The sequence below is a fragment of the Stappia sp. genome, from assembly GCF_048261845.1.
Lineage (GTDB): Bacteria > Pseudomonadota > Alphaproteobacteria > Rhizobiales > Stappiaceae > Stappia.
Map to the genome: position 1 here is coordinate 34,065 of NZ_JBLXFR010000024.1, position 25,167 is coordinate 59,231.

Genomic DNA, 25,167 nt, shown 5'->3' on the forward strand with positions numbered 1-25,167 from the left:
CCCGCCCTATTCCAGGTTCTGAATCTGTTCGCGCATCTGATCGATGACTGTTTTCAGCTCAAGGCCGATGGCCGTCAGTTCCGTGCCGTTGGACTTGGAACACAGCGTGTTCGCCTCTCGGTTGAACTCCTGCGCCAGGAAGTCAAGCTTGCGCCCGACCGGTCCGCCCGCCTCAAGCAGGGCGGTCGCCGCGTTCACATGCGCCACCAGCCGGTCGAGTTCCTCGCGAATGTCGGCCTTCGTCGCCAGCAGGGCCGCTTCCTGGTGAAGACGCGCCGGGTCGAGCGCGACCGACGCGCCTGCCAGCGCTTCCACCTGCGCCGCCAGCCTGGCACGGATCGCCTCGGGCTGGCGGCAGGGCGCCGCCTCCGCGAGCTCCGTCAGCCGGGCGATCTCGGCAAGCTGCCCTGCGAGCACCTCGGAAATCGCCACCCCTTCGCTGCGACGCATGGCTGCAAGCGCCGTGAGCGCCTCCTCGAGGCTGGCGCGCAAGGCGCTCCCGAGCGCTTCCTTCTCGGCCTCCGCCTCTTCCGGCTCGGCCCATTCGATGACGCCGCGCTGGGACAGGATGCCTTCAAGCCCGACGGGAGCCGCGTCCGGCACCCGCCGGCGGATGGTCTCCAGTGCCGCCAGGACAGCGTTGAGCGCCGCCTCGTTGATACGCGGCACTGCTTCGCCCTGACCGCGCTGGTAGCTCAGGCCTATTGTGACATTGCCACGCGCGAACAGCTTGCCCGCCATCTCGCGGCAGGTCGCCTCGAGGCTCTCCAGTCCGCCCGGAAGGCGGACCCGGACATCAAGCCCCTTGCCGTTCACCGATCTGGCTTCCCAGGTCCAGCGCGCCGCGCCGGCCGCGCCATCGGCACGCCCGAAACCCGTCATGCTTGCAAGTGATCCGGCCATATCGCGTTCCTGCCCCCGTGGATCGCTGCGTCCGCTATCCGCCGCTGCCCGTGGCGGAAGGCGCCGCTTGCTGCGCCTCGCGCTCGCGCCGCTCCCGCTCGATCTGCCGCCAGCGAGCGACGTTGCGCTGGTGCTGCTCGTAGGTCTCGGCAAAGACGTGGCCGCCCGTGCCGTCGGCAACGAAATAGAGGTCCTTGGTTCGCGACGGATTGGCGACCGCCTCCATCGCCGCCCGGCCCGGATTGCCGATCGGCCCCGGCGGAAGCCGGTCGATCTGATACGTGTTGTAGGGGTTGCGAGCATCAAGCTGGGACCGGGTGATCGCGGACCGGTCCTGGGACCACGCCTCGCCGCCGAAGAGGCCGTAGACGATGGTAGGATCGGACTGCAGCCGCATGCCCTTGTTCAGCCGGTTGACGAAAACACCCGCGACCCGCGTGCGCTCGTCTGCCCGGGCGGTTTCCTTCTCCACGATGGAGGCAAGGATGACCATCTCTTCAGGCGTCTCGACGGGCAGCCCGTCCGTGCGCCGCTCCCAGATTTCGGCAACGGCCTTTGCCTGCGCATCGCGCATCTGCTGGACGATCTGGGCACGGGTCGTGCCGCGCGTGAAAGTATAGGTTTCCGGCAGCAAGGCGCCCTCCGGCGGGATCTCGTCGATCGTACCGGTAAGAACGGGGTGCTCGCGCACCCGCGCGATCACCTGGGCGCTGGTCCAGCCTTCCGGCACGGTGACCGTATGGTAGACGGCCTTGCCCCCGACCAGGTCCTGCATGATCTCGTGCATGGAACTGCCGGCGGCGAAGGCATACTCGCCTGCCTTCAGCTTGCCCGCGTTCTTGTAGGCCCGCACGCCGGCAAGGAACACATAGGCATTCTCGATCACGCCCTGGTTTTCCAGCGTGTCGGCGATCGCCTGAAGGCCTGATCCGGACGAGATGATCACGGTCTTTTCGGCCGTCAGCGGCCCCGGCGCCTCGAACTCCGCCTTGCCCCAGTAAAGCAGGCCGCCGACCGCGATCACAGTCAGGACGGCGATCGACAGGATGGCGTTGATGACGATGACGAAGGGATTGCGAACATGACGGGAGCGGGCCGGCGGTTGCGGCGCCGGCTCCGGCTGGATCGCTTCGCGCGGGCTCTTGGGGTTCGGGCGAAAGGCTGTCGTCTCGCCATCCTTGGCGCGGTCGGACTCGTCGGTAGGCGTCTCGGTCATATGTCCCGTCCGGTCAGGTTGATCGAGGAAATGGCTCTGCCACTTGACTGCCAAATATGGCCAAACCGCGAAGAACCATGCCCAAACTCGGCGCCTTGAGGGAAAGCCCCTGCCCCGCCACCGCCCCGGTCATTCGCCGGGGCGGGAATGCTCTGTTCAGGAAGCGACCTTGCGGAACACAAGCGATGCGTTGGTGCCGCCGAACCCGAAGGAATTCGACAGCGCCGTATCGATCGTCATGCGCTTCGCGGTGTTCGGCACGAGATCGATCTCGGTTTCCACAGAGGGATTGTCAAGATTGATGGTCGGCGGTGCAATGCCGTCACGCATCGCCAGCAACGAAAAGATCGCCTCGATCGCACCTGCGGCACCAAGCAGGTGACCGGTCGACGACTTTGTGGAGGACATGGTCAGCTTGGCAGCCGACGAGCCGGCCAGGCGCTGGATTGCGCCCAGTTCGATCTCGTCGCCGAGCGGGGTCGAAGTCCCGTGCGCATTGACATAGTCGACATCGGACGCGGCAAGGCCGGCACGCTTCAATGCAGCCTGCATGCAGCGATAGGCACCATCGCCATCGGAGGCCGGAGCGGTGATGTGATAGGCGTCGCCCGACAGGCCGTAACCGACAACCTCGCCGTAGATCTTGGCGCCGCGAGCGACAGCGCGCTCGTATTCCTCGAGCACGACGACACCGGCGCCTTCGCCCATGACGAAGCCGTCACGGTCCGCGTCATAGGGACGCGAGGCCTCTTCGGGACGGTCGTTGAAGCCGGTGGACAGGGCCCGGGCAGCGGCAAAGCCTGCCAGCGCCAGGCGGCAGACGGGTGATTCCGCGCCGCCGGCAATCATCACGTCGGCATCGTCCAGCGCGATCAGGCGCGCGGCGTCGCCGATCGCATGGGCACCGGTCGAACAGGCGGTGACCACCGCATGGTTCGGGCCCTTGAGACCATGACGGATCGAAACGTAGCCACCGGCAAGATTGATCAGCCGGCCGGGAATGAAGAACGGGGAAACGCGGCGCGGTCCCTTGTCGCGCAGGATATGGGCGGTCGTCTCGATGCCCTGCAGGCCACCGATGCCCGAGCCGATCAGCACGCCCGAGCGGACCTGCTCCTCGCGGGTGGTGGGCTTCCAGCCGCAATCGGCGATGGCCTGTTCGGCCGCGGCCATGGCAAAGACGATGAAATCATCGACCTTGCGCTGTTCCTTCGGGTCCATCCAGTCGTCAGGATTGAACGTTCCCTCGGAGCCGTCGCCGCGGGGAATCTGGCAGGCAATCTGGCAGGCGAGATCATCGACCTCAAAATGGCTGACGCGGGACGCCCCGCTCTTGCCTTCGAGAATTCTGGACCAGCTTTCCTCGACACCGCACGCCAAGGGCGTGACCATGCCAAGGCCGGTAACGACTACTCGCCTCATCATGAACCTGTATGTGGGTGCTTCGGGCGGATCTTGTCATCCGCCCGATGCGTGTAAAAAATGGATTAGCCGGCGTTCTTTTCCAGGAACTTGACGGCATCGCCGACAGTCAGGATCGTCTCGGCGGCATCGTCCGGAATCTCGACGCCAAACTCTTCCTCGAACGCCATGACGAGTTCGACCGTGTCGAGGCTGTCCGCGCCCAGATCGTCGATGAAGCTCGCCTCCATGGCCACCTTGTCGGCGTCGACGCCGAGATGCTCGATGACGATCTTCTTTACCCGATCCGCGATGTCGCTCATTTTAGATTCCTCAGTTGCTTCCAACGGTTTTCGCTAGTTCAGCGCTCTGCGCCGTACCTCGTACCCGATCCTCGGAACGAGGTGCCGGAACGAGACGAATGGGGTCCAGCCCGTACCTTGTCCGATCCGGGTTTTAACGCCGGCCCGACAGGCCATGCCCGAGCGCCGGTCATTCGTGAACGGGTTCGCTGGCCGGCGGGTTCGTAACACACTTTATAGGGCTTGACCAGCCGCCGAAGGACGACCGGACCCCGCTCCCCCGACGGCAATCGCCGGGAGAAGATAGTCAAATCAAATCATGGCCATACCGCCATTTACATGGAGCGTTTCGCCGGTCATGTAGGCCGCCTCGTCGCTGGCCAGGTAAACGGCTGCCGCCGCAATCTCGTCGGCCCTTCCGAGGCGGTTCGCCGGCACGCTGGTGAGGATCGATTCCTTCTGCTTGTCGTTCAGTGCATCGGTCATCGGCGTTTCGATGAAGCCCGGCGCGATGGTGTTCACCGTAATGTTGCGCGAGGCGACCTCGCGCGCAAGCGACTTGGCCATGCCGATCATGCCGGCCTTGGCGGCCGCATAGTTGGCCTGGCCGGGATTGCCCGTCACGCCGACGACGGAGGCGATGCCGATGATGCGGCCCGAGCGGCGGCGCATCATGCCCTTCACGGCGGCGCGGCAGAGCCGGAAGCCGGCGGTCAGGTTGACCTCGATGACATCGTCCCACTCCTCGTCCTTCATGCGCATGAAGAGATTGTCGCGGGTGATGCCGGCATTGTTGACCAGAATGTCGAGCTGACCCATCGCGGCCTCGGCCGCCGGCACAAGCGCATCGACCGCGTCGCGGTCGGACAGGTTGGCCGGCACGACATGGACACGCTCGCCGAGATCGGCGGCCAGCGCTTCCAGCTTTTCCGCCCGGGTGCCCGACAGGGCAACGACCGCTCCGCGGGCATGCAGCGCACGGGCAATCGATTCACCGATACCGCCAGTCGCGCCGGTGACAAGGGCTGTCTTGGAAGTCAGATCGAACATGATTTCGTATCCTCTACAAGAATGTCTGTCCGTATCAGGCCGAGCCGAGGCGGTCCATCAGCGTGTCGATGTCTTCGGCCGTGTTGACCGCCATGCCTGCCATGTCCTTGGCGATGCGCTTGACCATTCCGGTAAGCACCTTGCCCGTACCGATCTCGCAGACCGTGTCGACGCCGGCACCCGCCATCCAGGCGATCGTCTCGCGCCAGCGCACCGTACCGGTCACCTGCTCGACCAGCCGTGCACGGATCTCGCCCGGGTCGGTGATCGGTGTGGCCAGCACATTGGCGACAAGCGGCACGGCCGGCGCGTCGAAGCGTACGGAAGCGAACGCCTCCGCCATCGCATCCGCTGCCGGCGCCATCAGCGCGCAATGGAAAGGAGCGCTGACCGGAAGCAGGATCGCGCGCCGCGCGCCCCGCCCCTTGGCGATCTCGATGGCGCGCTCGACCGCCCCCTTGTGGCCGGAAACCACCACCTGCCCCGGCGCGTTGTCGTTGGCCGCCTGGCAGATCTCGCCCTGCGCGGCTTCCGCCGCCACGGCCACGGCATCCTCGAAGTCGAGGCCAAGAAGCGCTGCCATCGCGCCCTCGCCCACCGGCACCGCCTGCTGCATCGCCTTGCCGCGAATGCGCAGCAACCGCGCCGCATCGCCGATCGACAGGGTGCCCGCGGCGGCAAGCGCCGAATACTCGCCGAGCGAATGTCCCGCCACATAGGCGACCGACGCTTTGAGGTCGAGGCCACGGGCCTCGGCGACGCGCATCGTCGCGAGACTGACCGCCATCAGAGCCGGTTGCGCGTTGGCGGTCAGCGTCAGGTCGTCCTGCGACCCTTCCCACATGATCGCGCTGAGTTTCTGGTCGAGCGCCTCGTCCACCTCGGCAAAGACCGCCCGCGCCTCGGGAAACCGGTCCGCCAGTTCCTTGCCCATGCCCACCGTCTGGCTGCCCTGGCCTGGAAACGTGAATGCGATGCTCATGTCGATGGCTCCCACCGTTCGTTTGCGATCCGGATCGTTGGCGTGGCCGGACCGTGCGCTGTCGAAGTGTGCCGCAAAGACACGGCCCTTGCGTGCCCTGTCAAGGTTGAAGCGCGAAAAAGCGGACCTTTCAACCGCGCGCGGCTTGCGAACGCGGCCAACTGGTGTATAAGCCACGTTTCGTTCGGAACTCTGGCCGGGGGCTGAACGGAAGGCCCGTCATTCGGCAGGTCCCTCGGGATCGGTCCCAGCCGGGCAGGATGGAACAATGCGCCATCCGTCTTCCCGTGTCTCCGCCTTCGAAGTTGCTTCGAACCGCCTTTCTTGAAGGCTCGAAGAGGCTTAGCGCCGTGTTCCGGGGACTTTGGATCTAAGGAAAGGCACATCTTCATGCCGCTTTACGAGCATGTGTTCCTGGCACGCCAGGACGTCTCGGCCCAGCAGGTCGAGCAGATGGTCGAGCAGTACAAGGCCCTGATCGCCGAGCACGAAGGCTCGGTTGGCAAGGTCGAGACCTGGGGTCTGCGTACGCTCACCTACCGCATCAACAAGAACCGCAAGGCTCATTACACGCTGATGAACCTGACCGCCTCCCCGGCCGCCGTCGCCGAGATGGAGCGCCAGATGCGCCTCAACGAGGACGTCCTGCGCTTCATGACCCTCAAGGTCGACGAGCACGAGGAAGAGCAGTCCGCGATGATGCAGAAGCGTGACCGTGACGACCGCCGTGGCGGTGGACGCGGTGGACGCGGCGAGCGTGGTGACCGCGGCGATCGCGGTGGTGACCGTGGCGATCGTGGTGATCGCGGTGATCGCGGCCCCCGCCGCTTCGAAGAAGAATAAGGAGCCATCGCAATGGTCGATATCGCACAGCTGCCGACGCGCCGCCCGTTCTTCCGTCGTCGCAAGACCTGCCCGTTCTCCGGCGCCAACGCACCGAAGATCGACTACAAGGACATCCGCCTCCTGCAGCGCTACATTTCCGAGCGTGGCAAGATCGTGCCGAGCCGTATCACGGCCGTGTCCGCCAAGAAGCAGCGTGAGCTGGCCCGCGCCATCAAGCGCGCCCGCTTCCTCGGTCTTCTGCCCTTCGTGATCAAGTAAGATCGCGCTCTTTACCATCGGCTGGGGCGGCCCGGCATCGTGCCGCCGCCCCTAACCGCGCCCGAAACGGCGCGGGACAGACGACAAGGACCACCGACATGAAGATCATTCTCCTCGAGCGCGTCGCCAAGCTTGGCCAGATGGGCGAAGTGGTGAAGGTGCGCGACGGCTTCGCGCGCAACTACCTCCTGCCGCAGGGCAAGGCGCTGCGCGCCACCAAGGTCAACCAGCAGCGCTTCGAGACCGAGCGCGCGCAGCTTGAGGCCCGCAACCTCGAGCGCAAGAGCGAAGCCGAAGGCGTCGCCAAGACGCTGGACGGCCAGTCCTTCACCATCATCCGTCAGGCCGGCGAGACGGGCCAGCTCTACGGCTCCGTCTCCACCCGTGACATTGCCGACGTGATGACCGCAGGCGGCTTCTCCTCGTCCCGTTCGCAGGTTCGCCTCGACCGTCCGATCAAGACCATCGGCCTGCATGACGTCACCGTCGTCCTGCACCCGGAAGTCGAAGTGTCGATCAGCCTCAACATCGCCCGCTCCGCGGACGAAGCCGAGCGCCAGGCGCGCGGCGAGGACCTGACCGGTCGTGAGCAGGACATCTTCGAATTCGAGGAAGACGAAGACGAGGATGAGGACGCCGAGGGCGACGACGCCGAAGGCGAAACCTCGGCTGAGGCCGGCGAAGAGGCTTCCGAGGAGGAGGCTCACTGAGCCTTCCCCTTTTTCGGACCGACGAATTGAAAAGGCCCCGCTCCGGCGGGGCCTTTTTGTTTAGCTATATTATGATTTGCATACCCCGATCAGAAAGCTAGCTTGTCCTGAGATGGTAATCGCCTGACAGTTGGCCTGCCTGAGAGGGTATGGCCGTGCCGCGTTGGAGCGGGTTTGATGGTGTTGCTGAACATCACAAATCCGAGGACCAACGAACATGACCACGAAGGACAAGAGAGCACGTCGCAAGCTGTCGCTGCTCGATCTTGCGAGCTCTCCAACCTGTCGAGAGCCTGCAAGGTGATGAGCTATTCGCGCCAGCAGTTCCACGAGAGCCGGTCGCCAGCAGAAAGAAAAGAAATTAAATTCATGAAAAAAATCATTAAATTTATAGCAATAGTATTTTCTATTGAATTATTATTGGTTCTTGTTTCAAATATTACAATCGGCAATCTACTCATATTGCTTTACACAAACATACTCTCGACAGATTCATATAGTATATTATATGAAAATAAAAGAATATATTCATTGAATTTATTTTGTTTTTCGAGTTTATTTCTGGCTATTTTTTGTTATTTTCTTTTATTTATAGCGAGAATTACAAGAATAAATAGCTCTTGCAATCTCCCCTTCAGGGGAGAGCTGCTTTTAGTTATTTGGTACTTTGTAATGTATTCATTCAATTTCGCATTACTATATATGCTAGAGGTTGATGATGGAAAGCTGGTTTTGAATCGCGATTTCTGGGCAGCGCCTGTTGCGGTCTATGGTTTTACGGCCACGCTTTCGTGGCTCATGGCATGCGGGTGGCTGGGGATGGTGCACCTAGTCTATATTGGGGGGAGAAAAGAGCGAGAGGAAATTGAATCCTATCTTCGTAACGTTACATTTATGAAAAATAGAAAATAGTTTCGAAATGCGTATAAAAAAATTCTCTATAGTTTTTATGATTTGTTCATATTTATAGGCGAGTCGCCACTCGGAAACATGGATGATCCCAGTTCAATTGCTAGTTATCGGCGGATTTCAACGACCTTACTGACCATATTGCTATTATTATTGCACAGGCACATCCCTTCAGCTAGCACTGCCCGCCGCGCTTTCGCCCGCCTGTCACCACCGCGTCATTCCTCCTTGCTACGAAACATCCGGCGTCGGCGCGATACCCTCGCCGACCCCGACCCGCAAAACTTCCCCACGGCCGGTTTCCCCGGCCGTTTTTTTTTGCGCTGCCCCGCCTGCGCTCTCCCGGTTTCGGCCTGACCACCGCATCCGCCGGATTTCCCCGTGATCTCGGCGGCCAGTTCGGCTAAGACGTGCGAGCCCTTCGGGGCGTTTCACGTCACCACAAGATGCAGATTGGCAAGATGACCGGATTCAAGTCGGATTTCCTGAGGACCCTTAGCGAGCGCGGTTTCATCCACCAGATGTCGGATGAGACCGGTCTCGACGATCTCCTGCGGACTGAGACGGTCACCGCCTATATCGGCTACGATCCGACGGCCTCCAGTCTTCACGTCGGCCATCTGATGCAGATCATGATGCTGCACTGGTTCCAGGCGACCGGCCACCGGCCGATATCGCTGATGGGCGGCGGCACCGGTATGGTCGGCGACCCCTCCTTCAAGGAGGAGGCCCGCAAGCTGATGACTGTCGAGATGATCGAGGACAACATCGCCTCGATCAAACGGTCCTTCTCCAATTACATCGACTACGACAAGGGCCCGCTCGGCGGCGGCCTGATGATCAACAACGCCGACTGGTTGCGCCCGCTCAACTATCTCGAGTTCCTGCGCGACGTCGGCCGCCATTTCTCGGTCAACCGGATGCTGTCCTTCGACAGCGTCAAGACGCGCCTCGACCGCGAGCAGTCGCTGTCCTTCCTCGAGTTCAACTACATGATCCTGCAGGCCTACGACTTCGTCGAGCTGGCCCGCCGCTATGATTGCCGGCTCCAGATGGGCGGCTCCGACCAGTGGGGCAACATCATCAACGGCATCGATCTCGGCCACCGCATGGACACCCCGCAGCTCTACGCGTTGACCTCGCCGCTTCTGACCACCGCCTCGGGCGCCAAGATGGGCAAGACCGCCTCGGGCGCGGTCTGGCTCGATGCCGACCTCCTGTCGGTCTATGACTTCTGGCAGTACTGGCGCAACACCGAGGATGCCGACGTCGAGCGCTTCCTCAAGCTCTTCACCACACTGCCGCTTGACGAGATCGCCCGCCTCGCAGCCCTTGGCGGCTCCGAGATCAACGAGGCGAAGAAGGTGCTCGCCACCGAGGTCACCGCCATCCTGCATGGCCGCCAGGCCGCCGAGGACGCAGCAGAGACCGCCCGGCGCGCCTTCGAGGAAGGGGCGCTGGCGCAAGGCCTGCCGACCGTCAACGTGCCGGCGGGCGAGCTGGAAGCGGGCCTCGGCCTTCTGGCCGCATTCGTCACGGCCGGGCTCTGCGCCTCCAACGGTGAGGCGCGGCGCCAGGTCAAGGGTGGCGGCCTTCGGGTCAACGACGCTGTGGTGCAGGACGAGAAGCGCGTGCTCGGCACGGCCGACCTCGTCGAGGACGGGGTGATCAAGCTCTCGCTCGGCAAGAAGAAGCATGTGTTGCTGAAAACCGTCTGAGCGGGCAGCGCGCCTTCAACGGACCGGAAACGCAAGAAGGGCGGCCACTGGCCGCCCCTTTTTTCATTCTCCGCCCGGCAATCCAGTCAGCCTCAGGCCGCCGCGCGCCCCGGTGTCACCGGTATTCGAAGATCTTGCGGAAGATGCCCGGCGCCATCGCGGAGGCCGGGTTCACGGTCAGAACCGGATCGCCGATCGAACCTGTCAGCTTGTAGGTGACCCCGATCAGCCCCTCGTCAGAGCCACCGCCAAGCGCGAAACCGAGGATGGGGATCTTGGCGAACAGGTTGTTGAGAGCGAAGATCGGCACGAAGGTGCCGGTCATGTCGAGCGTGCGCGTCGCCAGGTCGACATTGCCGGACACCGTGCCGCCGACGGTCGCCCCAGCAAGCGTTCCGTCGGTGATCGTCAGGATATCGCCGCTCCGGCGGAATTCCAGATCGAGCGCGCTGAACGAGGCTTCTCCGCTGCGCTCGGCGCCGGCCAGCAACTGCTGCCGGCGCCGATCGCCGGTTTCGGTCACGACACGGGCGCGGGCCAGTTCGCGAATCGCCGGATCCTCGGTGATCGCCAGCCGCCTGATCTTGAATCTTCCTGTCCAGTTCTTCGCCGAAGGCATTGAAACGGAAAGGGAACCAACACCACCCCGCATCCGTTCGTAGAGATTTGCGAAACGCAGCAGCGCACCCGTGTCCTGTATGGTGCCACTCAGAACCCGCTCGCTGCCCTTGCCCGCCAGATCGAGCTTGAATGCCGCCCGTCCGCTGGAGGTTCCGCTCACCGACAGGCTGCGCGTCTCGCCGCCGGCGGAGGAAAGGTTCAGCTTGACCCCTGCGAGATTGACCCCGTTGAAGCCGGTGAGCTGCTCGATGTCGGCAGTCAGCCGCAGTGCGGTATTGCCGCCGCTGCCGTCGCCGCCGCGCGCCCGTGTCAGGCTGGCGATCAGGCCGCGCCCGTCGAACCGCTTGGCGCGGAAATCGACGACGATCTGCCGACCGTCCCGCGACACGCGCATGCTCGCGTCGTCATTGGCCCGCAGTGCAAAGCGCGAGAATTGCGCGCTCTCGAGGTCGCCCGACTTGGTCAGGTTGATCGAGCCCGTGATCTCCACCCCTTCGGAGTCCAGCGTGAAGCCGCGAATCTCCCGGCGCCCGTTGTTTTCGGTCATTGTGAAACGCGCCCTTGCGGCAACGTCCGGGCTCTTCGTCCAGCCGACTTCGGCCAGGTCGATGCGGGCCCGCGTCAGGTCGATGTCATAGGTCTGGCCTGCGGCCGTCTCCTCGCTCGACAGGCGCAGCGACCCGTTGACGAACTGCCGCAGGTCGATGCCCCGGTCCGCCAGCTGCCGGGCCGTCACGTCCAGTGTGACGCCCTGTCGCGCGGCCACCCCGTCGGGGCCCGCATCCCCGAACGGCACGACGATATCGAGATCGGCGGGCAGCCCGTCCAGCCGCGCCTTGCCCTTCAGCGCGATGCTGCGCGCGTCGACATCGAAGCTCAGGTTCCCTGCTCCCAGCTTGTGCCCGCGGATCGGCTTCGAGTTGGAAAACCCTCGCAAGGCGCCAGCAAGGCTCCAGTCGACATCGTCGATCCGCATGTCCTTCACCAGTGCGAAACGTGCGTTGAGGGTCATCTCGCCTGTCCCGTCGACATCGTCCGGGCCAAGGTCGTTGCGCGACAGCACAGTGAAGGGTTCGGCATCCAGCAGGGCCGCAAGCGATGGCGCCGGGCCGCTCGCGGTCAGTTCGAGGACGCCGGTCTTGTCGCCGCTCTTGCGGATGTCGGGAACGGAAAAGACGACGTCCGGCAACGAGATCTGCTCGCCGGAACGGGCCACCATGACACCATTCCCGGACGTCACGGTCAGAACTTCGTCCACGACCCTCACGCGGCCCGACAGCGATTGCGCAACCGGGACGGTGCCCACGGTCTTCAGGCTCATGTCGGAAAAGCTGATATCGACATTGACGTCATTGCCCGACCAGCCGGGATCCGGATCGGAGACATCGAAGGCCGGCGGCTGCAGCGCAACCGTCGCGCGCCCGTCGTTCACCCGGCCGTCGACCAGGTGTTCGATGATCCAGGCTCGTGCTGGCGGGATCATGGTGACCGGCCACAGCCGCTTCAGTGTCGCGACAGACATCGGGCCGCTTTCGATCGCCAGCGCCAGATAGGGGCCGTCATCTCCGATGCGCACCGACCCGGCGCCGTCGAGATTGGCCGACCCCGAGCGCAGCAGGATCTTGTCGAAATGCATCTCGCGCGCCGCCGGGTCGGCCCGTCCTTCGACCACGAAGGCCTCCATGGCGAAGGGCGGGCCCGGAACGTCGCTCGGCCCGATTTCCGCATTGCGCGAGACGATGCGATAGGACCACAGATCCTGCCATTCGCGCGGCGGCTCGACCACGCCTTCGAAGGGGAAATAGGTGTTGCCCCGGATGTAGCTCGACGGCGCGATCTTGAAACCGGGGGAGCCCGCTTCCCACAGCGCCTGCACGTCGATCTTGTCGAAGCTGACGATCGAGCGGCCGGTGTTCACCCAACCGGGAGAGACGATGAAGCCGACACGGGTCTCCTTGAACCCGCCGCGCTCGTTGAGCGTCGCGTCAAGCCGGGCCCGGACCGGGACACCCAGCCCCCGTCCCGCACCCATCGTCATTTCGAGCGGCATGAACTCGCCCAGCGACACGTCGTGCAGGTCGACGCGCATGAGGCGTTCCCTGGAGGTCGGGTCCGTGACGCGGCTGACCTCCGCCCGCCACTGGCCGAGCCGTCCGGCGACCTCGGCGGAGACATTGAGATCGTCCTGTCCGCTCCGGGTGAGGACCGCATCGATGCCCCGGATGCGATAGGTCTCCTCCCCTTCCGCGACGATTTCGGCGGCGAGCAGTTCAATGCGGGCGACCCCGCGCTCGGCAAGCTGGTGCAACGCCGCGCCTGCGGTGCGGTCCGCCGCCTCGACCAGGACGGACATGTCCGGGATCTCGGTCGGCGACGTGGATTCGCTCAAGGTCGAGACTTTCAGCCTCGCCTGGTCCAGCACGATCTCGGCCAGTTGCAGTTTGCCGAGCAAGGCTGCCGACAGGTCGACAGGCGCGGAGATACGCGGCACGCTGAGAGACACGGGCCGCCCCCCGCCGATGTCCATCGCGACATTTTCCAGCTCGATGCGCAGCGGCAGGCCTTCCGACAGGTCGATCGTCGCGGCACCGACCGTCAGCCTTGCATTGCCGGTCGAGGCGCGGTCCTCTATCGCTCGCGCCAGGTAGGGAAGCGAGACCGGCCCGTGATAGAGCGTGACCAACAGGCCGCCGAACATCGCGAGGACAAGGACACCGACGACGGCAAGAGCCACCGGCCACCGCCGACGACGGCGATGACGCAAGACGTCTCGCAACGGTTTGTCGCGATGGATCAGTCGTCTAAACAGTGTCCTGGTCCTCTGGGCATGATGCGATCCGCACCTGCGAATCGCACACATCATAATATGTCGGCTGAGGGATCCGTGCCCGTTTGGCGCCCGTATCTGCATCTGACAGGGAAGAAGCGATTCTTCACCGCCGAAGTGACGAAAGGAAGGCAATACATGAGCGAAGTCGTAAGCGGAGACATGGCCCCGGATTTTGAAGTCGCAACTGATGGCGGTGGCACGTTGCGCCTGTCCGATCTGCGCGGAAAGAAGGTCGTTCTTTACTTCTACCCCAAGGACGATACGCCCGGCTGCACCAAGGAGGCCATAGCCTTCTCCGCCCTGCAATCGGAATTCGACGCGGCCGACGCCCTTGTCGTCGGAATCTCCCCCGATGGCACCACCAAACATGACAAGTTCAAGGCCAAGCACGCGCTGACCGTCACCCTCGGCGCCGACACGGACACTGCCGTCGCCGAAGCCTATGGCGTGTGGGTCGAGAAATCCATGTACGGCCGCAAATACATGGGCGTGGAGCGCGCGACCTTCCTCATTGACGCTACCGGAAAGATCGCCGAAACGTGGCGCAAGGTGAAGGTGCCCGGCCACGCCGAGGCGGTTCTCGAGGCCGTGAGAGCCAACGGCTAGGCGTATCGAAAAGGTGGCGGACAATCACATGCGCGTTTCTCCCGCAAAGGCCGAGGCCGCAGCCTTCCTGCCGCCGTCACTTGCCTGCGGCGCGCGCCGGGTCGTTGCCGCCACCTGCCTCGACGAGAAGATCACCGTCGCCCACGCGACGGCGCGCGCCTGGTTCTCCCGGACCCTGTCCCTGCGCCGGCGCACCGGCTCGGAGCCCATGCCAGGCCAGCCCGGACGCCCCGATCGGCCCGTGCTGCTGCCGCCCCGCGACATGCCGAAGCGGGCGATCGGCGGCGCGGCCGGCCGGATCGCGATGCTGCATTCCCTGGCCCATATCGAGCTGAATGCCGTCGACCTGACATGGGACATGGTCGGCCGGTTCGCCGATCGCCCCCTGCCGCGCTCGTTCTTCGACGACTGGGTGCGCGTCGGTCTCGAGGAGGCCAAGCACTTCTCATTGCTGCGCAAACGGCTCGACGATCTCGGATCGTTCTATGGCGCCCTTCCCGCCCATCACGGCCTGTGGGAAGCGGCGGAAAGCACCGGAGACGATCTTGGCGGCCGGCTTGCCATCATCCCCCTCGTGCTGGAAGCCCGTGGCCTCGACATCACGCCGCCGATGATCGCCAAGGCGCGCGCCCGCGGCGACGAGGAGAGCGCGGCCATACTCGAGATCATCTACCGCGACGAGAAGCGCCATGTGGCGTTCGGCGCGAAATGGTTCCGCTTTCTCTGCGACCGGGATCGCACCGACCCCGAGCGCCGTTTCCAGGATCTCGTGCGTCGCCATTTCCGCGGCGGATTGAAGCCGCCCTTCAATGACCGCGCCCGTGCCGAGGCCGGACTGACGCCAGGGTTCTACCGCCCGCTGGCGCGGCTGATCGGATGACTTCCCTGCAAAATCCGACAGTTCCTTAGCATTTGTTAACCTTAATGGCGTCCAATCGGACCCTGTTCATTGGCGCGGCGTGCAAGCGCGGTGTCGTCGGAAACGGGTCCAGAGAGTAATGACAGGACACGCTGGCAACGCCCAAAGGGTATTCGGCAAACGCAAGGAGCCACATCGGGTCATCATAGCCCGTGGCGACAACGTTCGCAGTTTCACGATTTCTCCCTGGATCGCCGGGCTCGGAACCGCGCTCGGGACGATGCTGGCCGTCGGCTATATCGGTGCGACCGCCTATCTTGTCCTGCGCGACGACATCATCCAGTCGTCGGCGGAACGCCAGGCCCAGATGCAGCTTTCCTACGAGGACCGTATTGCCTCGCTCCGCTCCCGCATCGACCAGCTGACGAGTCGCCGCGTTCTGGAACGCCGCAGCATTGACGAGCAGCTCGACGACGTGGTCGAGCGCCAGCGGGATCTCGACACCCGTCAGGCGCGGGTTGCGAATCTCCTCGCCCGTGCGGCGCAAAGCGGCATCCGCGTCGCCCTTGGCGGCCCCGTACCGCCGGCCAAACCGGACATCGCCCTGCCGCAGATCGCGCTGGGATCGGCAGCCGCCGCCCCCACGGGCATCGGTGGAACGCCGGAACCGATCGAAATCTCTCCCGTGCTGAGCCTGCGCGGCTCGCAAGGCGAGACGAACCCCGCAGCCGAGGCCGCGGCACGCCAGGGCGCCGGCTCTCCCGGCGTTCCGCTCAAGAACATGGCCCCGCCCCCCGAGCAGCCCTCCGACAAGCGCGTCGAGCTGATCGACGACGTCAACGCCTCGCTGGAGCGCATGGACAAGGAGGCCCATCTCGCCCTCGACGTCATCGCCGTGACCGCGGAACGCGACGTCGTTGCCATCGCCGATGCCGCCGACGAACTCGGCTTGCGGCTTGCGGGCCTGCAGAAGGCAACCGCGAGCGACCAGGGCGGTCCGTTCGTCGCCCTTGATGTCGCCGACTTCGACGCCCGCCTGGAACGCGCCGAGCAGGCGCTCGCGACGCTCGCCAGCGTCAAGGATGCCGCGCGCGGCATCCCCATGGCCCGGCCGGTCAACGGCGCGCCAGTCTCGTCTTCCTTCGGTCCCCGGCTCGATCCCTTTCTCGGCCGCATGGCCATGCATACGGGCATGGACTTCAAGGCCGTCACCGGCACGAAGATCATCGCCCCCGGCCCCGGCACCGTCGTCTTCGCCGGTCGCAACGGCGGCTACGGCAAGTCCGTCGAGATCCTGCATCCCAGCGGCGTCACCACCCGTTTCGCCCATATGAGCCGCATTTCGGTCTCCAAGGGGCAGAAGGTCGCCGCTCGCGACGTGCTGGGGCGCGTCGGCACGACGGGTCGCTCCACGGGTCCGCACCTGCATTACGAGATCCGCATCGACGACCGGCCGCTCAACCCGGCGCGCTTCCTGCGCGTCGGAGAGAAGATCGCTCCGCTTCTCGCCCGCTGAGGCGCACATCCCGTAACATTGTCTTCCGTGAACGCAAAAGGGCGGCCCGAGAGCCGCCCTTCGCGTTTCGTGATGCCGTTCGCAGGAAGCAGGAAGGCGAGACCCGCCCTACTCCACGTCCTCGACCGCCTCGGGAACGCCGCCGAAGGCCCGCTGCGCCAGCGTCGCCTCCATGAACGCGTCGAGGTCGCCGTTCAGGACGTCGTCCGGGCTGGTGCTTTCCACGCCCGTGCGCAGGTCCTTGACCAGCTGGTAGGGCTGCAGCACGTAGGAACGGATCTGGTGGCCCCAGCCGATCGACGTCTTTGACGAGGCGTCGGCATTGGCCTTCTCCTCGCGCTTCTGCAGCTCCAGCTCGTAGAGCCTGGCCTTCAGCATCGACCAGGCGGTCGCCCGGTTCTTGTGCTGCGAGCGCTCCGACTGGCACTGCACGACGATGCCGGTCGGCTGGTGGGTGATGCGCACCGCCGAATCGGTCGTGTTGACGTGCTGGCCGCCGGCGCCCGAGGCCCGATAGGTGTCGATGCGGCAGTCGCTCTCGTTGATCTCGATCTCGATCGAATCGTCGATCACCGGATAGACCCAGGCGGAGGCGAAGCTGGTGTGCCGCCGCGCCTGGCTGTCATAGGGAGAGATGCGCACCAGGCGGTGCACGCCGGACTCCGTCTTCAGCCAGCCATAGGCGTTCTCGCCCTTGATCTTGAGGGTCACCGACTTGATGCCGGCCTCCTCGCCATCATGGAACTCGAGCACCTCGACCTTGTGGCCATGCTGCTCCGCCCAGCGGGTGTACATGCGCAGCAGCATGCTCGCCCAGTCCTGGCTCTCGGTGCCGCCGGCGCCGGAGTTGATCTCCATATAGGCGTCGTTGCCGTCCGCCTCCCCCGACAGGAGCGAGGCGATCTGCCGCGACTGCACCTCGCCGCGCAGAGCCTTGAGCGCCGTTTCAGCTTCGCTCACGACCTCCTTGTCGCCTTCCATCTCGCCAAGCTCGATCAGCTCGAGATTGTCGTGGAGGTCGGCCTCCAGCTTGCGCACGCCGTTCAGCCCGTCGTCGAGCTGCTGGCGCTCGCGCATCAGCTTCTGTGCCTTGGCCGGGTCGTCCCAGAAGGACGGATCCTCGGAAGCCGCGTTCAGTTCATCAAGCCGGACAATCGCGTTGTCCCAGTCAAAGATGCCTCCTCAGCAGGCTTATGGCCTGCTTGATTTCGTTAACGACGGCCTCGGTTTCGGCGCGCATCGCTCGTCCTTCTGTTCTCGTGTTGCAGTCGGTGTTCGGAAAAGGGAACGGTGTCCGGAAGGTGGGGCCGGACACCCGCTCCGGCAAGCCGCCGGAAAGGCGTTTGCGAAGCCGGGACACCCGTTTCGGGGCCGGACAATAGTGGATCGGCCGGGCTTTCGCAAACGCGCGCCCGGCCGCCATGTCCGTGGATCAGTAGAGACCGCCGGTGCCGCTCATCACGGCCTGCCCGGCTTCCGGGGAAACCGTGCGCGGGATGCCGATATCGTCCTGGAAGCCGATGATCGAGTATTCGTCCGGCGGAGCGGTGCCTGGCTTGAACGCCTCGAGGATCGTCCCCGGCGTGCCGGCCGAGGCCCTGAGGCCCGTGCGCCGGTTGATCGGGATCAGCTGAAGCCCCTTGGGAACGCGGAACTCGACCGGCGTCGTGTCCTCCAGCGCCGTCCTGACGAACTCCGTGAAGATCGGCGCGGCCACCTGGCCGCCGGTCGCGCCCCGGCCCATGGGCTTGGGCGTGTCGTAGCCGACGAAGACGCCGACGGTCAGGTCCGGCGTGAATCCGACGAACCAGGCGTCCTTTTCATCGTTGGTCGTGCCGGTCTTGCCGGCGACCGGACGGCCGACCGCCTGAACGCTGGTTGCCGTGCCGCGCTGCACGACGCCCTCCATCATCGAAGTGATCTGGTAGGCGGTCATCGGGTCGAGCACCTGCTCGCGATTGTCGATCAGCTCCGGCTCACCCTGTCCCGCCCAATGGTCGGCCGCGCAGGTCTCGCAGACACGTTCCTCGTGGCGGTAGACGGTCTTGCCGTACCGGTCCTGGATGCGGTCGATCAGCGTCGGCGTGACCTTGCGGCCGCCATTGGCGATCATCGCGTAAGCGGTGACCATGCGCATCACGGTGGTCTCGCCGGCGCCCAGCGACATCGACAGCACCGGTGTCATCTCGTCATAGATGCCGAAGCGCTTGGCATATTCGGCCACGAGCGGCATGCCCATGTCCTGCGCCAGGCGCACCGTCATCACGTTTCGCGACAGCTCGATGCCGAGGCGCAGCGTCGAAGGACCGTAGAACTTGCCGCCGTAGTTCTGCGGCCGCCACACCGGCAGGCCCGGCCCCTGTGCAATCTCGACGGGTGCGTCGAGGATCACGCTGGAGGGCGTGTAGCCGTTGTCGAGCGCGGCGGCGTAGAGGAACGGCTTGAACGACGAGCCGGGCTGGCGATAGGCCTGTGTCGCGCGGTTGAACTCGCTCTGGGCGAAGGAAAAGCCGCCGACCATGGCCAGCACCCGGCCCGTATAGGGGTCCATCGCGACCAGCGCGCCGGAGACACTCGGGAACTGCCGCAATTCGTGCACGAGGCCGGCCGGCCCGTCGACGGCCTCGACATAGACCACGTCGCCAACCTTGAGAACGTCATCGACGCGGCTCGGCGCACGGCCGCTCACCCGCGCCCATTTCATCGACGACAAGGCCAGGCTGACCCGTTCGCGCTCCGTCGAGAGGGCTCCGCCCACCAGCCGCTCCGGCTGCAGGCCGACCTCCGCGGTCTCGTCCGAGACCGACAGGACCACCGCCGGCCGCCACTCGGGCACGTCGGACATGCCTTCCACTTTGGCCAGCTCGGCGCCCCAGTCGCCCGCGCCCGGTTCGATGCGCGAGATCGGGCCGCGCCAGCCGCCGCGGCGCTGATCGAAAGCGATCAACCCGTCCATCAGCGCCTTGCGCGCCTTCACCTGAAGCTTGGGATCGAGCGTCGAACGGACCGAAAGGCCGCCCTCGTAGAGACGTTTCTCGCCATAGAGCGAGCCGATCTTGCGTCGCACTTCCTCGGAAAAATACTCCGAAGCGAAAAGCTGGGAGCCGCGGGTGCGGGGCGTCACATCGAGCGGCTTGGCCTTGGCCTCCTCGCCCGCGACGCTGTCGACGTAACCGTTCTCGACCATGCGGTCGATGACCCAGTTGCGGCGAACGATGGCCGCTTCGCGCTCGCGGAACGGATGATAGTTGTTGGGGCCCTTCGGCAGGGCTGCGAGATAGGCCGCTTCCTCGAGCGTCAGTTCATGCACCGACTTGTCGAAATAAAGCAGCGAGGCGGCGGCGACACCATAGGCGCCCAGCCCCAGATAGATCTCGTTGAGATAGAGTTCGAGGATCTCTTCCTTGGTGTAGGCCTGCTCGATCCTGAGCGACAGGATCGCCTCCTTCACCTTGCGCTCGACCGAGACCTCGTTGGTGAGCAGAAAGTTCTTGGCGACCTGCTGGGTGATCGTCGAGGCGCCCTGCGGGCGGCGGCCGGAGCCGTAATTGCGCGCATAGGCCAGCGCCGCGCGGGCGATGCCCTCCGGATCGATGCCCAGATGCGAGTAGAAGTTCTTGTCCTCGGCCGACAGATACGCCTGCTTCAGCATCTCCGGAATCGCCTGGATCGGCAGGAACAGCCGGCGCTCCTTGGCGTATTCGGCCATCAACTGGCCGTCGGCCGCGTGCACACGGGTCATCACCGGCGGCTCGTAGTTCTTCAGCGCGGTGTAATCCGGCAGGTCCTGCGACATGTCCTGCAGGTAGATCCAGACGCCGGCGGCGACCAGAAGCCCCAGCACGGCGCCAATGCCGAACAGGTAGCCGAAGAGTTTGATCAAGACCTTCATATATCCGGCTCGTCTATCCCGAAAAGTCGGTTGTTCCGTTGGCCTCTTCCGTTCCGCGCGGGAGGGCGCGGCCCGGGGAGGCCCCTGTCAGTCTGCGAGGCCGGGACCTCAGCGTCCCTGGCAGCGCTTTGCGGCGGGCCGGGAAAACGGCGACTGTCGCGCCATGTCCGGTTCCGGTGCCAAGCGGGTACAGGATTCGCCGACCTTCGTCGCCCTGTCTTTGTCTGCGGAATCGGTCCGGCCTGCGACCGGACCTGAAGAGCTCGCAAACAGCCCCGCGCCGACCCTCTCAATCCTTGACCAATATGGCGATGCTGAGGCGTCCGGCGCTATTGCTCGACCTTGGCATCCTCGTCCCCGTCCTGCGCGTCGCCCACGCTCTGCGACAGCTTCACTCCAGGCTTGCCGAAACGACGCCCGAAATAGCTGTCGATCGCGGCCACGAGAGCTGCCGACATCCGGCCGCGCCACTCGTCCGTGGTCATCAGCTTCTCGTCCAGCTTGTTGGAAAGATACCCGAGCTCGACCAGCGCCGACGGCACATCATGCGCGGTCAGAACCCGAAATCCGGCCGATCTCTGCGGATTCTTGACCAGTTGCGCGGTGCCGCGCAGTTCACTGACCAGGGTGCGTGCAAAGAGGAAGGAGAATTTCTTGGTTTCCTGGCGGGCCAGGTCGATCAGGATGTCCGTCACATCGTCCGGTTCGTCGGCAAGGTCGATGCCGGCGATGATGTCCGAACGGTTCTCGCGCTCGGCCAGCGCGGCGGCAACCTCATCGCTGGCATTTTCCGACAGGGTGTAGACGCCGGCTCCGCGAACCTGGTCGCGGCCGATTCGCACAGAGTCGGCATGAACGGACAAAAGCAGGTCCGCCTCCAGCGAGCGGGCGATCTTTACCCGTTCGCGCAAGGGAATGAACACGTCGGTGTCGCGCGTCATGCGCACGTCATAGCGCCCCGTGGCAATCAGCTTGTCGCGCAGCATCAACGCGAAATCGAGGACGCTGGCCTTTTCCAGCGTGCCGCCATTGCCGGCCGCACCCGTGTCAATGCCGCCATGGCCGGGATCCAGCACGATGACCGGCAATCCCTTCCTGCCCTCCGGCGGAGGCGTCAGCCGGTCGCCCTTGCGGGCCACGGCCGGCGCCGGCGCGCTTTTGCGAGCCGTTTCCAGGAAGGCCTCGCGGCTGGTGCCGACCAGGTCCAGAACGAAGCGGGCCGGCTGGTCGGAAACCGGCGGCAGGACAAAGGCCTTGTCGACGGCGACAGGCCCCTTGGCGTCCAGCACCACCCGGGATTTTCCCGCAGCGAACATGCCGAAACGCCAGGCGGTGAGAAGCCCCCGCCCCTCCTGCCCGGCGGTCTCCGGCAGATCGAAGGCGACGCGCGGCAGGTCGATGACGACGCGGTAGGGGTCGGACAGCGTCGATACGGCGAACTCCACCGGCGAGGACAGGTCCATGATGAAGCGGGTGCGCGCATCGTCTCCGGCCACCCGCGCCTCGCGCGCCACCGGCACGTCCGGCGTTTCGGCGCGCGCGGGCGCAGCCGTCGCCACCGCAACCACGGACCAGGTTGCCGCAGGCAATGCGAACGTGATTGCGCAAGCCAGAAGCCGCGCCATGCATCCGTAGCTCGTCACCGGATTTCGCCTCTTGCCGATCCTGCTCACCCGCCCTTGTGGCAAGGGCCAGCCGTTTCAAGGAATACCCTTAGGCAAGTTAACCTTTCATTGACAATACGCCCCTTCATGTCCCGAGGCGAGCCGCAAGCACAAGTCGACGGAAGCGCGTATGCGTACTTGCCTTATGGCGCCCGCGACCGTAAAAGAAACCGAACGGGTCCCGACTTTGAAGATGATTCAGGTCGGGACGTCCTGGTGCCCCGAAACGGCGTCCGGCCCAGCCAACTGTCCTTGCGTCACCCGCGATCGATCAATTGGCGTCGGAACCCGTGAGGGTGACCATCAAAATTGTGCGTCCCTCGGTCTCCGGCTCTCTCCGGAAATCTCGGGATCCGGCCGGAAGCGCGGTGCGTTGCGGCTGGCGGCCTGCAATGTCCCGGTCTCGCGAACGCGGTATCGCGCCGGGACGGAAACAGGATCGATCCGTACGAAAGCTCCCAGGCGGCGAAAGCCGGTTCCGGAGCGCATGATGGCAACAGGGACGGGCCAGAACAGGACCCGTTTATCAGTTTGCCGGCTTCACGGCCGCCCGCGCGCCAACCCGGCAACTGGCATGATGCAATCACGGCCCGCCATTTTGGCCGGTGCCCTACAGATATGGTCCATTAGGCGCTGCAATGAACCTTTGCGCGAAGACGATCCGACAGGGACACAAGGCGGCCGTTTCTGGCATCGCCGGTTCCGCTCGGACCGCCGCGCGGCGCGCCCCGACGTCCCCTTTCACACTGAAGAACAGAACGACCGCAATTGCGCAACTCCGGGCGAGCGCACCAAGCCGCCCGGGAGCGCCGGTCGTGGAGATCCCCATCTATGGCGAACAAAATGCTCATCGATGCCGCGCACCCGGAGGAAACCCGGGTTGTCGTCGTGCGTGGCAACAGGGTCGAGGAATTTGATTTCGAAGCTGCCAATCGCAAGCAGCTTCGTGGCAACATCTACCTGGCCAAGGTAACACGTGTCGAGCCGTCGCTTCAGGCGGCCTTTGTCGACTATGGCGGCAACCGGCACGGCTTCCTCGCGTTCGGCGAGATCCATCCCGACTACTACCAGATCCCGGTCGCCGACCGGCAGGCCCTGCTCGAGGAAGAAGAGGCGGAAGCCCGCCACGACGACGAGGAACGCCCGGCACGCCGTCGCTCCCGCGCGGCCAAGAACGAAGACGACGGCGAGGCCAAGGTCGGCTCCGGCGATGACGCGGAGAACGGCGAAGGCGGCGAGGACGATGTCGAATCCGTCGGCGCCGAGGACGCGCTCGAGGAAGTGCCGCAGCGCGCCCGCAAGCATCGCAAGCAGTACAAGATCCAGGAAGTGATCAAGCGCCGGCAGGTCCTGCTGGTGCAGGTCGTCAAGGAAGAGCGCGGCAACAAGGGCGCGGCGCTCACCACCTACCTTTCGCTTGCCGGCCGCTATTCGGTGCTGATGCCCAACACCGCACGCGGCGGCGGCATTTCCCGCAAGATCACCACCCCGACCGACCGCAAGCGGCTGAAGAAGATCGCTTCCGAGCTGGAAGTGCCGCAGGGCATGGGCGTGATCCTGCGCACCGCCGGTGCAAGCCGCACCAAGGCGGAGATCAAGCGCGACTTCGAATACCTGATGCGGCTCTGGGAGAATGTGCGCGACCTGACGCTGCAATCCTCCGCGCCCTATCTCGTCTATGAGGAAGGATCGCTGATCAAACGCTCGATCCGCGATCTCTACAACAAGGATATCGACCAGGTCCTTGTCGCCGGTGACGAGGGGTATCGTGAAGCCAAGGACTTCATGCGCATGCTCATGCCGAGCCATGCCAAGAACGTCCAGCCCTACAAGGATGCGACGCCGGTCTTCTCGCGCTTCATGGTGGAATCGCAGCTCGATGCGATGTTCTCGCCCCAGGTGACGCTGAAATCGGGCGGCTACATCGTCATCAACCAGACGGAAGCGCTGGTCGCCATCGACGTGAACTCGGGCAAGTCCACCCGCGAGCACAACATCGAGGACACCGCCGTCCAGACCAACCTGGAGGCCGCCGAGGAGGTGGCCCGCCAGTTGCGCCTGCGCGACCTTGCCGGCCTGATCGTGATCGACTTCATCGACATGGAGGAGAACAAGAACAACCGGTCCGTCGAACGCAAGCTCAAGGATTGCCTGAAGAACGACCGGGCCCGCATCCAGGTCGGCCGAATCTCCCATTTCGGCCTCCTGGAAATGTCGCGCCAGCGCATCCGCACCGGCGTTCTCGAAAGCTCGATGACCCCCTGCCCGCATTGCCACGGCACGGGCATGATCCGGTCCGTCGAGTCGGTCGCCCTCCATGTACTGCGCTCTCTCGAGGACAGTCTGCTGAAGGGCGCGACGCACAACCTGATCGTCCGCACGACCACCGAGGCGGCGCTTTACATCCTCAACCAGAAGCGTGCCCACCTGGCCGACCTTGAGGCCCGCTTCGGCCTCGAGATCGCCGTGCAGGCCGGCGCGATGGAAAGCGGCCAGCATTACGTGCTGGAGCGCGGCGACCCGGTCGAGCCGCGCCCGGACGACGCGCCCCGGCTCATCCAGCCGTCCACGATCACGCCGATCACCATCGAGGAGGACGACGTCGAGGAGCCGGTCGAGGACGAGGAAGAGGAAGAGACCGAAGCTCGCGCGCCGCGCGATCGTGACGATGCGGACGAGGACGGCAACAACCGCAAACGCCGCCGCCGCCGCCGCCGCCGCAAACCCTCGAACGGCGAGGAGCAGCAGGCGAACGAGGCCGGTGACAACGGGGCCGACGCGTCCGACGAGACGTCCGACGGAGAGAACGCCGCCGACGAAACCGAGGCCGACACGGATGGCGATGACGACGAACGCGCCCGCCGCAAGCGTCGCCGGGGCCGCC

The 25,167-nt window shown here is 64.7% G+C and carries 19 protein-coding genes; 9 read left to right on the plus strand and 10 right to left on the minus strand.

Going from position 1 to position 25,167, the window contains the following annotated elements:
- Positions 1-6: 6 nt before the first annotated feature.
- The 6 genes from ACN0T5_RS11780 to fabD all read right to left on the minus strand — a co-directional run bounded on the left by ACN0T5_RS11780 (position 7) and on the right by fabD (position 5,854).
- Positions 7-903 (minus strand): YicC/YloC family endoribonuclease, encoded by an 897-nt coding sequence (locus ACN0T5_RS11780; protein ID WP_417768798.1) that lies wholly within the window; start codon positions 901-903, stop codon positions 7-9.
- A gap of 34 nt (positions 904-937) precedes the next feature.
- Complete coding sequence (mltG, locus tag ACN0T5_RS11785) at positions 938-2,119, minus strand: endolytic transglycosylase MltG (RefSeq protein ID WP_417768799.1); 1,182 nt, start codon at positions 2,117-2,119, stop codon at positions 938-940.
- 156 nt (positions 2,120-2,275) lie between these two features.
- Entirely contained in the window at positions 2,276-3,541 is a 1,266-nt protein-coding gene (fabF, locus tag ACN0T5_RS11790) for a beta-ketoacyl-ACP synthase II (protein ID WP_417768814.1), read from the minus strand.
- Between the two features lie 65 nt (positions 3,542-3,606).
- Positions 3,607-3,843, minus strand: a complete 237-nt coding sequence (locus tag ACN0T5_RS11795) for an acyl carrier protein (protein WP_186389281.1) — start codon at positions 3,841-3,843, stop codon at positions 3,607-3,609.
- A 291-nt stretch (positions 3,844-4,134) separates the two neighbouring features.
- Entirely contained in the window at positions 4,135-4,872 is a 738-nt protein-coding gene (gene fabG / locus ACN0T5_RS11800; protein WP_417768800.1) for a 3-oxoacyl-[acyl-carrier-protein] reductase, read from the minus strand.
- Positions 4,873-4,906: 34 nt separating this feature from the next.
- On the minus strand, positions 4,907-5,854 hold the full coding sequence (gene fabD / locus ACN0T5_RS11805) for an ACP S-malonyltransferase (RefSeq protein WP_417768801.1): 948 nt from the start codon (positions 5,852-5,854) through the stop codon (positions 4,907-4,909).
- Positions 5,855-6,244: 390 nt separating this feature from the next.
- Here fabD and rpsF point away from each other — a divergent pair, with 390 nt between their 5' ends.
- The 5 genes from rpsF to tyrS all read left to right on the plus strand — a co-directional run bounded on the left by rpsF (position 6,245) and on the right by tyrS (position 10,295).
- A complete protein-coding gene (rpsF, locus tag ACN0T5_RS11810; RefSeq protein WP_417768802.1) occupies positions 6,245-6,697 on the plus strand; it encodes a 30S ribosomal protein S6 in 453 nt (150 codons plus the stop codon).
- A gap of 12 nt (positions 6,698-6,709) precedes the next feature.
- The gene (gene rpsR / locus ACN0T5_RS11815; protein ID WP_029057383.1) at positions 6,710-6,958 is read left to right on the plus strand and encodes a 30S ribosomal protein S18; all 249 of its coding nucleotides are present in this window, start codon (positions 6,710-6,712) and stop codon (positions 6,956-6,958) included.
- A gap of 98 nt (positions 6,959-7,056) precedes the next feature.
- Positions 7,057-7,668, plus strand: a complete 612-nt coding sequence (rplI, locus tag ACN0T5_RS11820) for a 50S ribosomal protein L9 (RefSeq protein WP_417768803.1) — start codon at positions 7,057-7,059, stop codon at positions 7,666-7,668.
- Between the two features lie 177 nt (positions 7,669-7,845).
- Complete coding sequence (locus ACN0T5_RS11825) at positions 7,846-8,580, plus strand: hypothetical protein (protein ID WP_417768804.1); 735 nt, start codon at positions 7,846-7,848, stop codon at positions 8,578-8,580.
- 458 nt (positions 8,581-9,038) lie between these two features.
- Positions 9,039-10,295 (plus strand): tyrosine--tRNA ligase, encoded by a 1,257-nt coding sequence (tyrS, locus tag ACN0T5_RS11830; RefSeq protein WP_417768805.1) that lies wholly within the window; start codon positions 9,039-9,041, stop codon positions 10,293-10,295.
- Between the two features lie 115 nt (positions 10,296-10,410).
- Here the strand turns inward: tyrS and ACN0T5_RS11835 are convergent, their stop codons facing one another.
- Positions 10,411-13,650, minus strand: a complete 3,240-nt coding sequence (locus ACN0T5_RS11835; RefSeq protein WP_417768806.1) for an AsmA-like C-terminal domain-containing protein — start codon at positions 13,648-13,650, stop codon at positions 10,411-10,413.
- A gap of 231 nt (positions 13,651-13,881) precedes the next feature.
- Between ACN0T5_RS11835 and bcp the strand changes: the two genes are divergently transcribed.
- The 3 genes from bcp (at position 13,882) to ACN0T5_RS11850 (ending at position 16,727) form a co-directional block, all read left to right on the plus strand.
- Positions 13,882-14,352: a thioredoxin-dependent thiol peroxidase gene (gene bcp, locus ACN0T5_RS11840; RefSeq protein ID WP_417768807.1), complete on the plus strand. Its 471-nt coding sequence runs from the start codon at positions 13,882-13,884 to the stop codon at positions 14,350-14,352.
- Positions 14,353-14,380: 28 nt separating this feature from the next.
- Complete coding sequence (locus ACN0T5_RS11845) at positions 14,381-15,232, plus strand: ferritin-like domain-containing protein (RefSeq protein ID WP_417768808.1); 852 nt, start codon at positions 14,381-14,383, stop codon at positions 15,230-15,232.
- A gap of 118 nt (positions 15,233-15,350) precedes the next feature.
- Complete coding sequence (locus ACN0T5_RS11850) at positions 15,351-16,727, plus strand: peptidoglycan DD-metalloendopeptidase family protein (RefSeq protein WP_417768809.1); 1,377 nt, start codon at positions 15,351-15,353, stop codon at positions 16,725-16,727.
- A gap of 108 nt (positions 16,728-16,835) precedes the next feature.
- Here the strand turns inward: ACN0T5_RS11850 and prfB are convergent.
- The 3 genes from prfB to ACN0T5_RS11865 form a co-directional block, all read right to left on the minus strand.
- A protein-coding gene (gene prfB / locus ACN0T5_RS11855) for a peptide chain release factor 2 (RefSeq protein ID WP_417768810.1) occupies positions 16,836-17,967 on the minus strand; the annotation gives its coding sequence in 2 pieces (ribosomal slippage) (positions 16,836-17,897 and positions 17,899-17,967; 1,131 coding nt in all).
- 192 nt (positions 17,968-18,159) lie between these two features.
- Positions 18,160-20,619 (minus strand): penicillin-binding protein 1A, encoded by a 2,460-nt coding sequence (locus tag ACN0T5_RS11860; protein WP_417768811.1) that lies wholly within the window; start codon positions 20,617-20,619, stop codon positions 18,160-18,162.
- Positions 20,620-20,948: 329 nt separating this feature from the next.
- Positions 20,949-22,262, minus strand: a complete 1,314-nt coding sequence (locus ACN0T5_RS11865) for an N-acetylmuramoyl-L-alanine amidase (RefSeq protein ID WP_417768812.1) — start codon at positions 22,260-22,262, stop codon at positions 20,949-20,951.
- 852 nt (positions 22,263-23,114) lie between these two features.
- Here ACN0T5_RS11865 and ACN0T5_RS11870 point away from each other — a divergent pair.
- The coding region (locus ACN0T5_RS11870) for an Rne/Rng family ribonuclease (protein ID WP_417768813.1) at positions 23,115-25,167 on the plus strand (2,053 nt) is incomplete at its 3' end.

What these genes read in the sequence shown, in the direction of transcription:
- ACN0T5_RS11825 (WP_417768804.1), top strand. Translation starts at nt 7,846, where the DNA reads ATGGTGTTGCTGAACATCACAAATCCGAGGACCAACGAACATGACCAC.
- ACN0T5_RS11795 (WP_186389281.1), bottom strand. Translation starts at nt 3,843, where the DNA reads ATGAGCGACATCGCGGATCGGGTAAAGAAGATCGTCATCGAGCATCTC.
- ACN0T5_RS11780 (WP_417768798.1), bottom strand. Translation starts at nt 903, where the DNA reads ATGGCCGGATCACTTGCAAGCATGACGGGTTTCGGGCGTGCCGATGGC.
- fabG (WP_417768800.1), bottom strand. Translation starts at nt 4,872, where the DNA reads ATGTTCGATCTGACTTCCAAGACAGCCCTTGTCACCGGCGCGACTGGC.
- fabD (WP_417768801.1), bottom strand. Translation starts at nt 5,854, where the DNA reads ATGAGCATCGCATTCACGTTTCCAGGCCAGGGCAGCCAGACGGTGGGC.
- rpsF (WP_417768802.1), top strand. Translation starts at nt 6,245, where the DNA reads ATGCCGCTTTACGAGCATGTGTTCCTGGCACGCCAGGACGTCTCGGCC.
- ACN0T5_RS11860 (WP_417768811.1), bottom strand. Translation starts at nt 20,619, where the DNA reads ATGAAGGTCTTGATCAAACTCTTCGGCTACCTGTTCGGCATTGGCGCC.
- rplI (WP_417768803.1), top strand. Translation starts at nt 7,057, where the DNA reads ATGAAGATCATTCTCCTCGAGCGCGTCGCCAAGCTTGGCCAGATGGGC.
- ACN0T5_RS11850 (WP_417768809.1), top strand. Translation starts at nt 15,351, where the DNA reads ATGACAGGACACGCTGGCAACGCCCAAAGGGTATTCGGCAAACGCAAG.
- bcp (WP_417768807.1), top strand. Translation starts at nt 13,882, where the DNA reads ATGAGCGAAGTCGTAAGCGGAGACATGGCCCCGGATTTTGAAGTCGCA.
- mltG (WP_417768799.1), bottom strand. Translation starts at nt 2,119, where the DNA reads ATGACCGAGACGCCTACCGACGAGTCCGACCGCGCCAAGGATGGCGAG.
- ACN0T5_RS11845 (WP_417768808.1), top strand. Translation starts at nt 14,381, where the DNA reads ATGCGCGTTTCTCCCGCAAAGGCCGAGGCCGCAGCCTTCCTGCCGCCG.
- fabF (WP_417768814.1), bottom strand. Translation starts at nt 3,541, where the DNA reads ATGAGGCGAGTAGTCGTTACCGGCCTTGGCATGGTCACGCCCTTGGCG.
- rpsR (WP_029057383.1), top strand. Translation starts at nt 6,710, where the DNA reads ATGGTCGATATCGCACAGCTGCCGACGCGCCGCCCGTTCTTCCGTCGT.
- tyrS (WP_417768805.1), top strand. Translation starts at nt 9,039, where the DNA reads ATGACCGGATTCAAGTCGGATTTCCTGAGGACCCTTAGCGAGCGCGGT.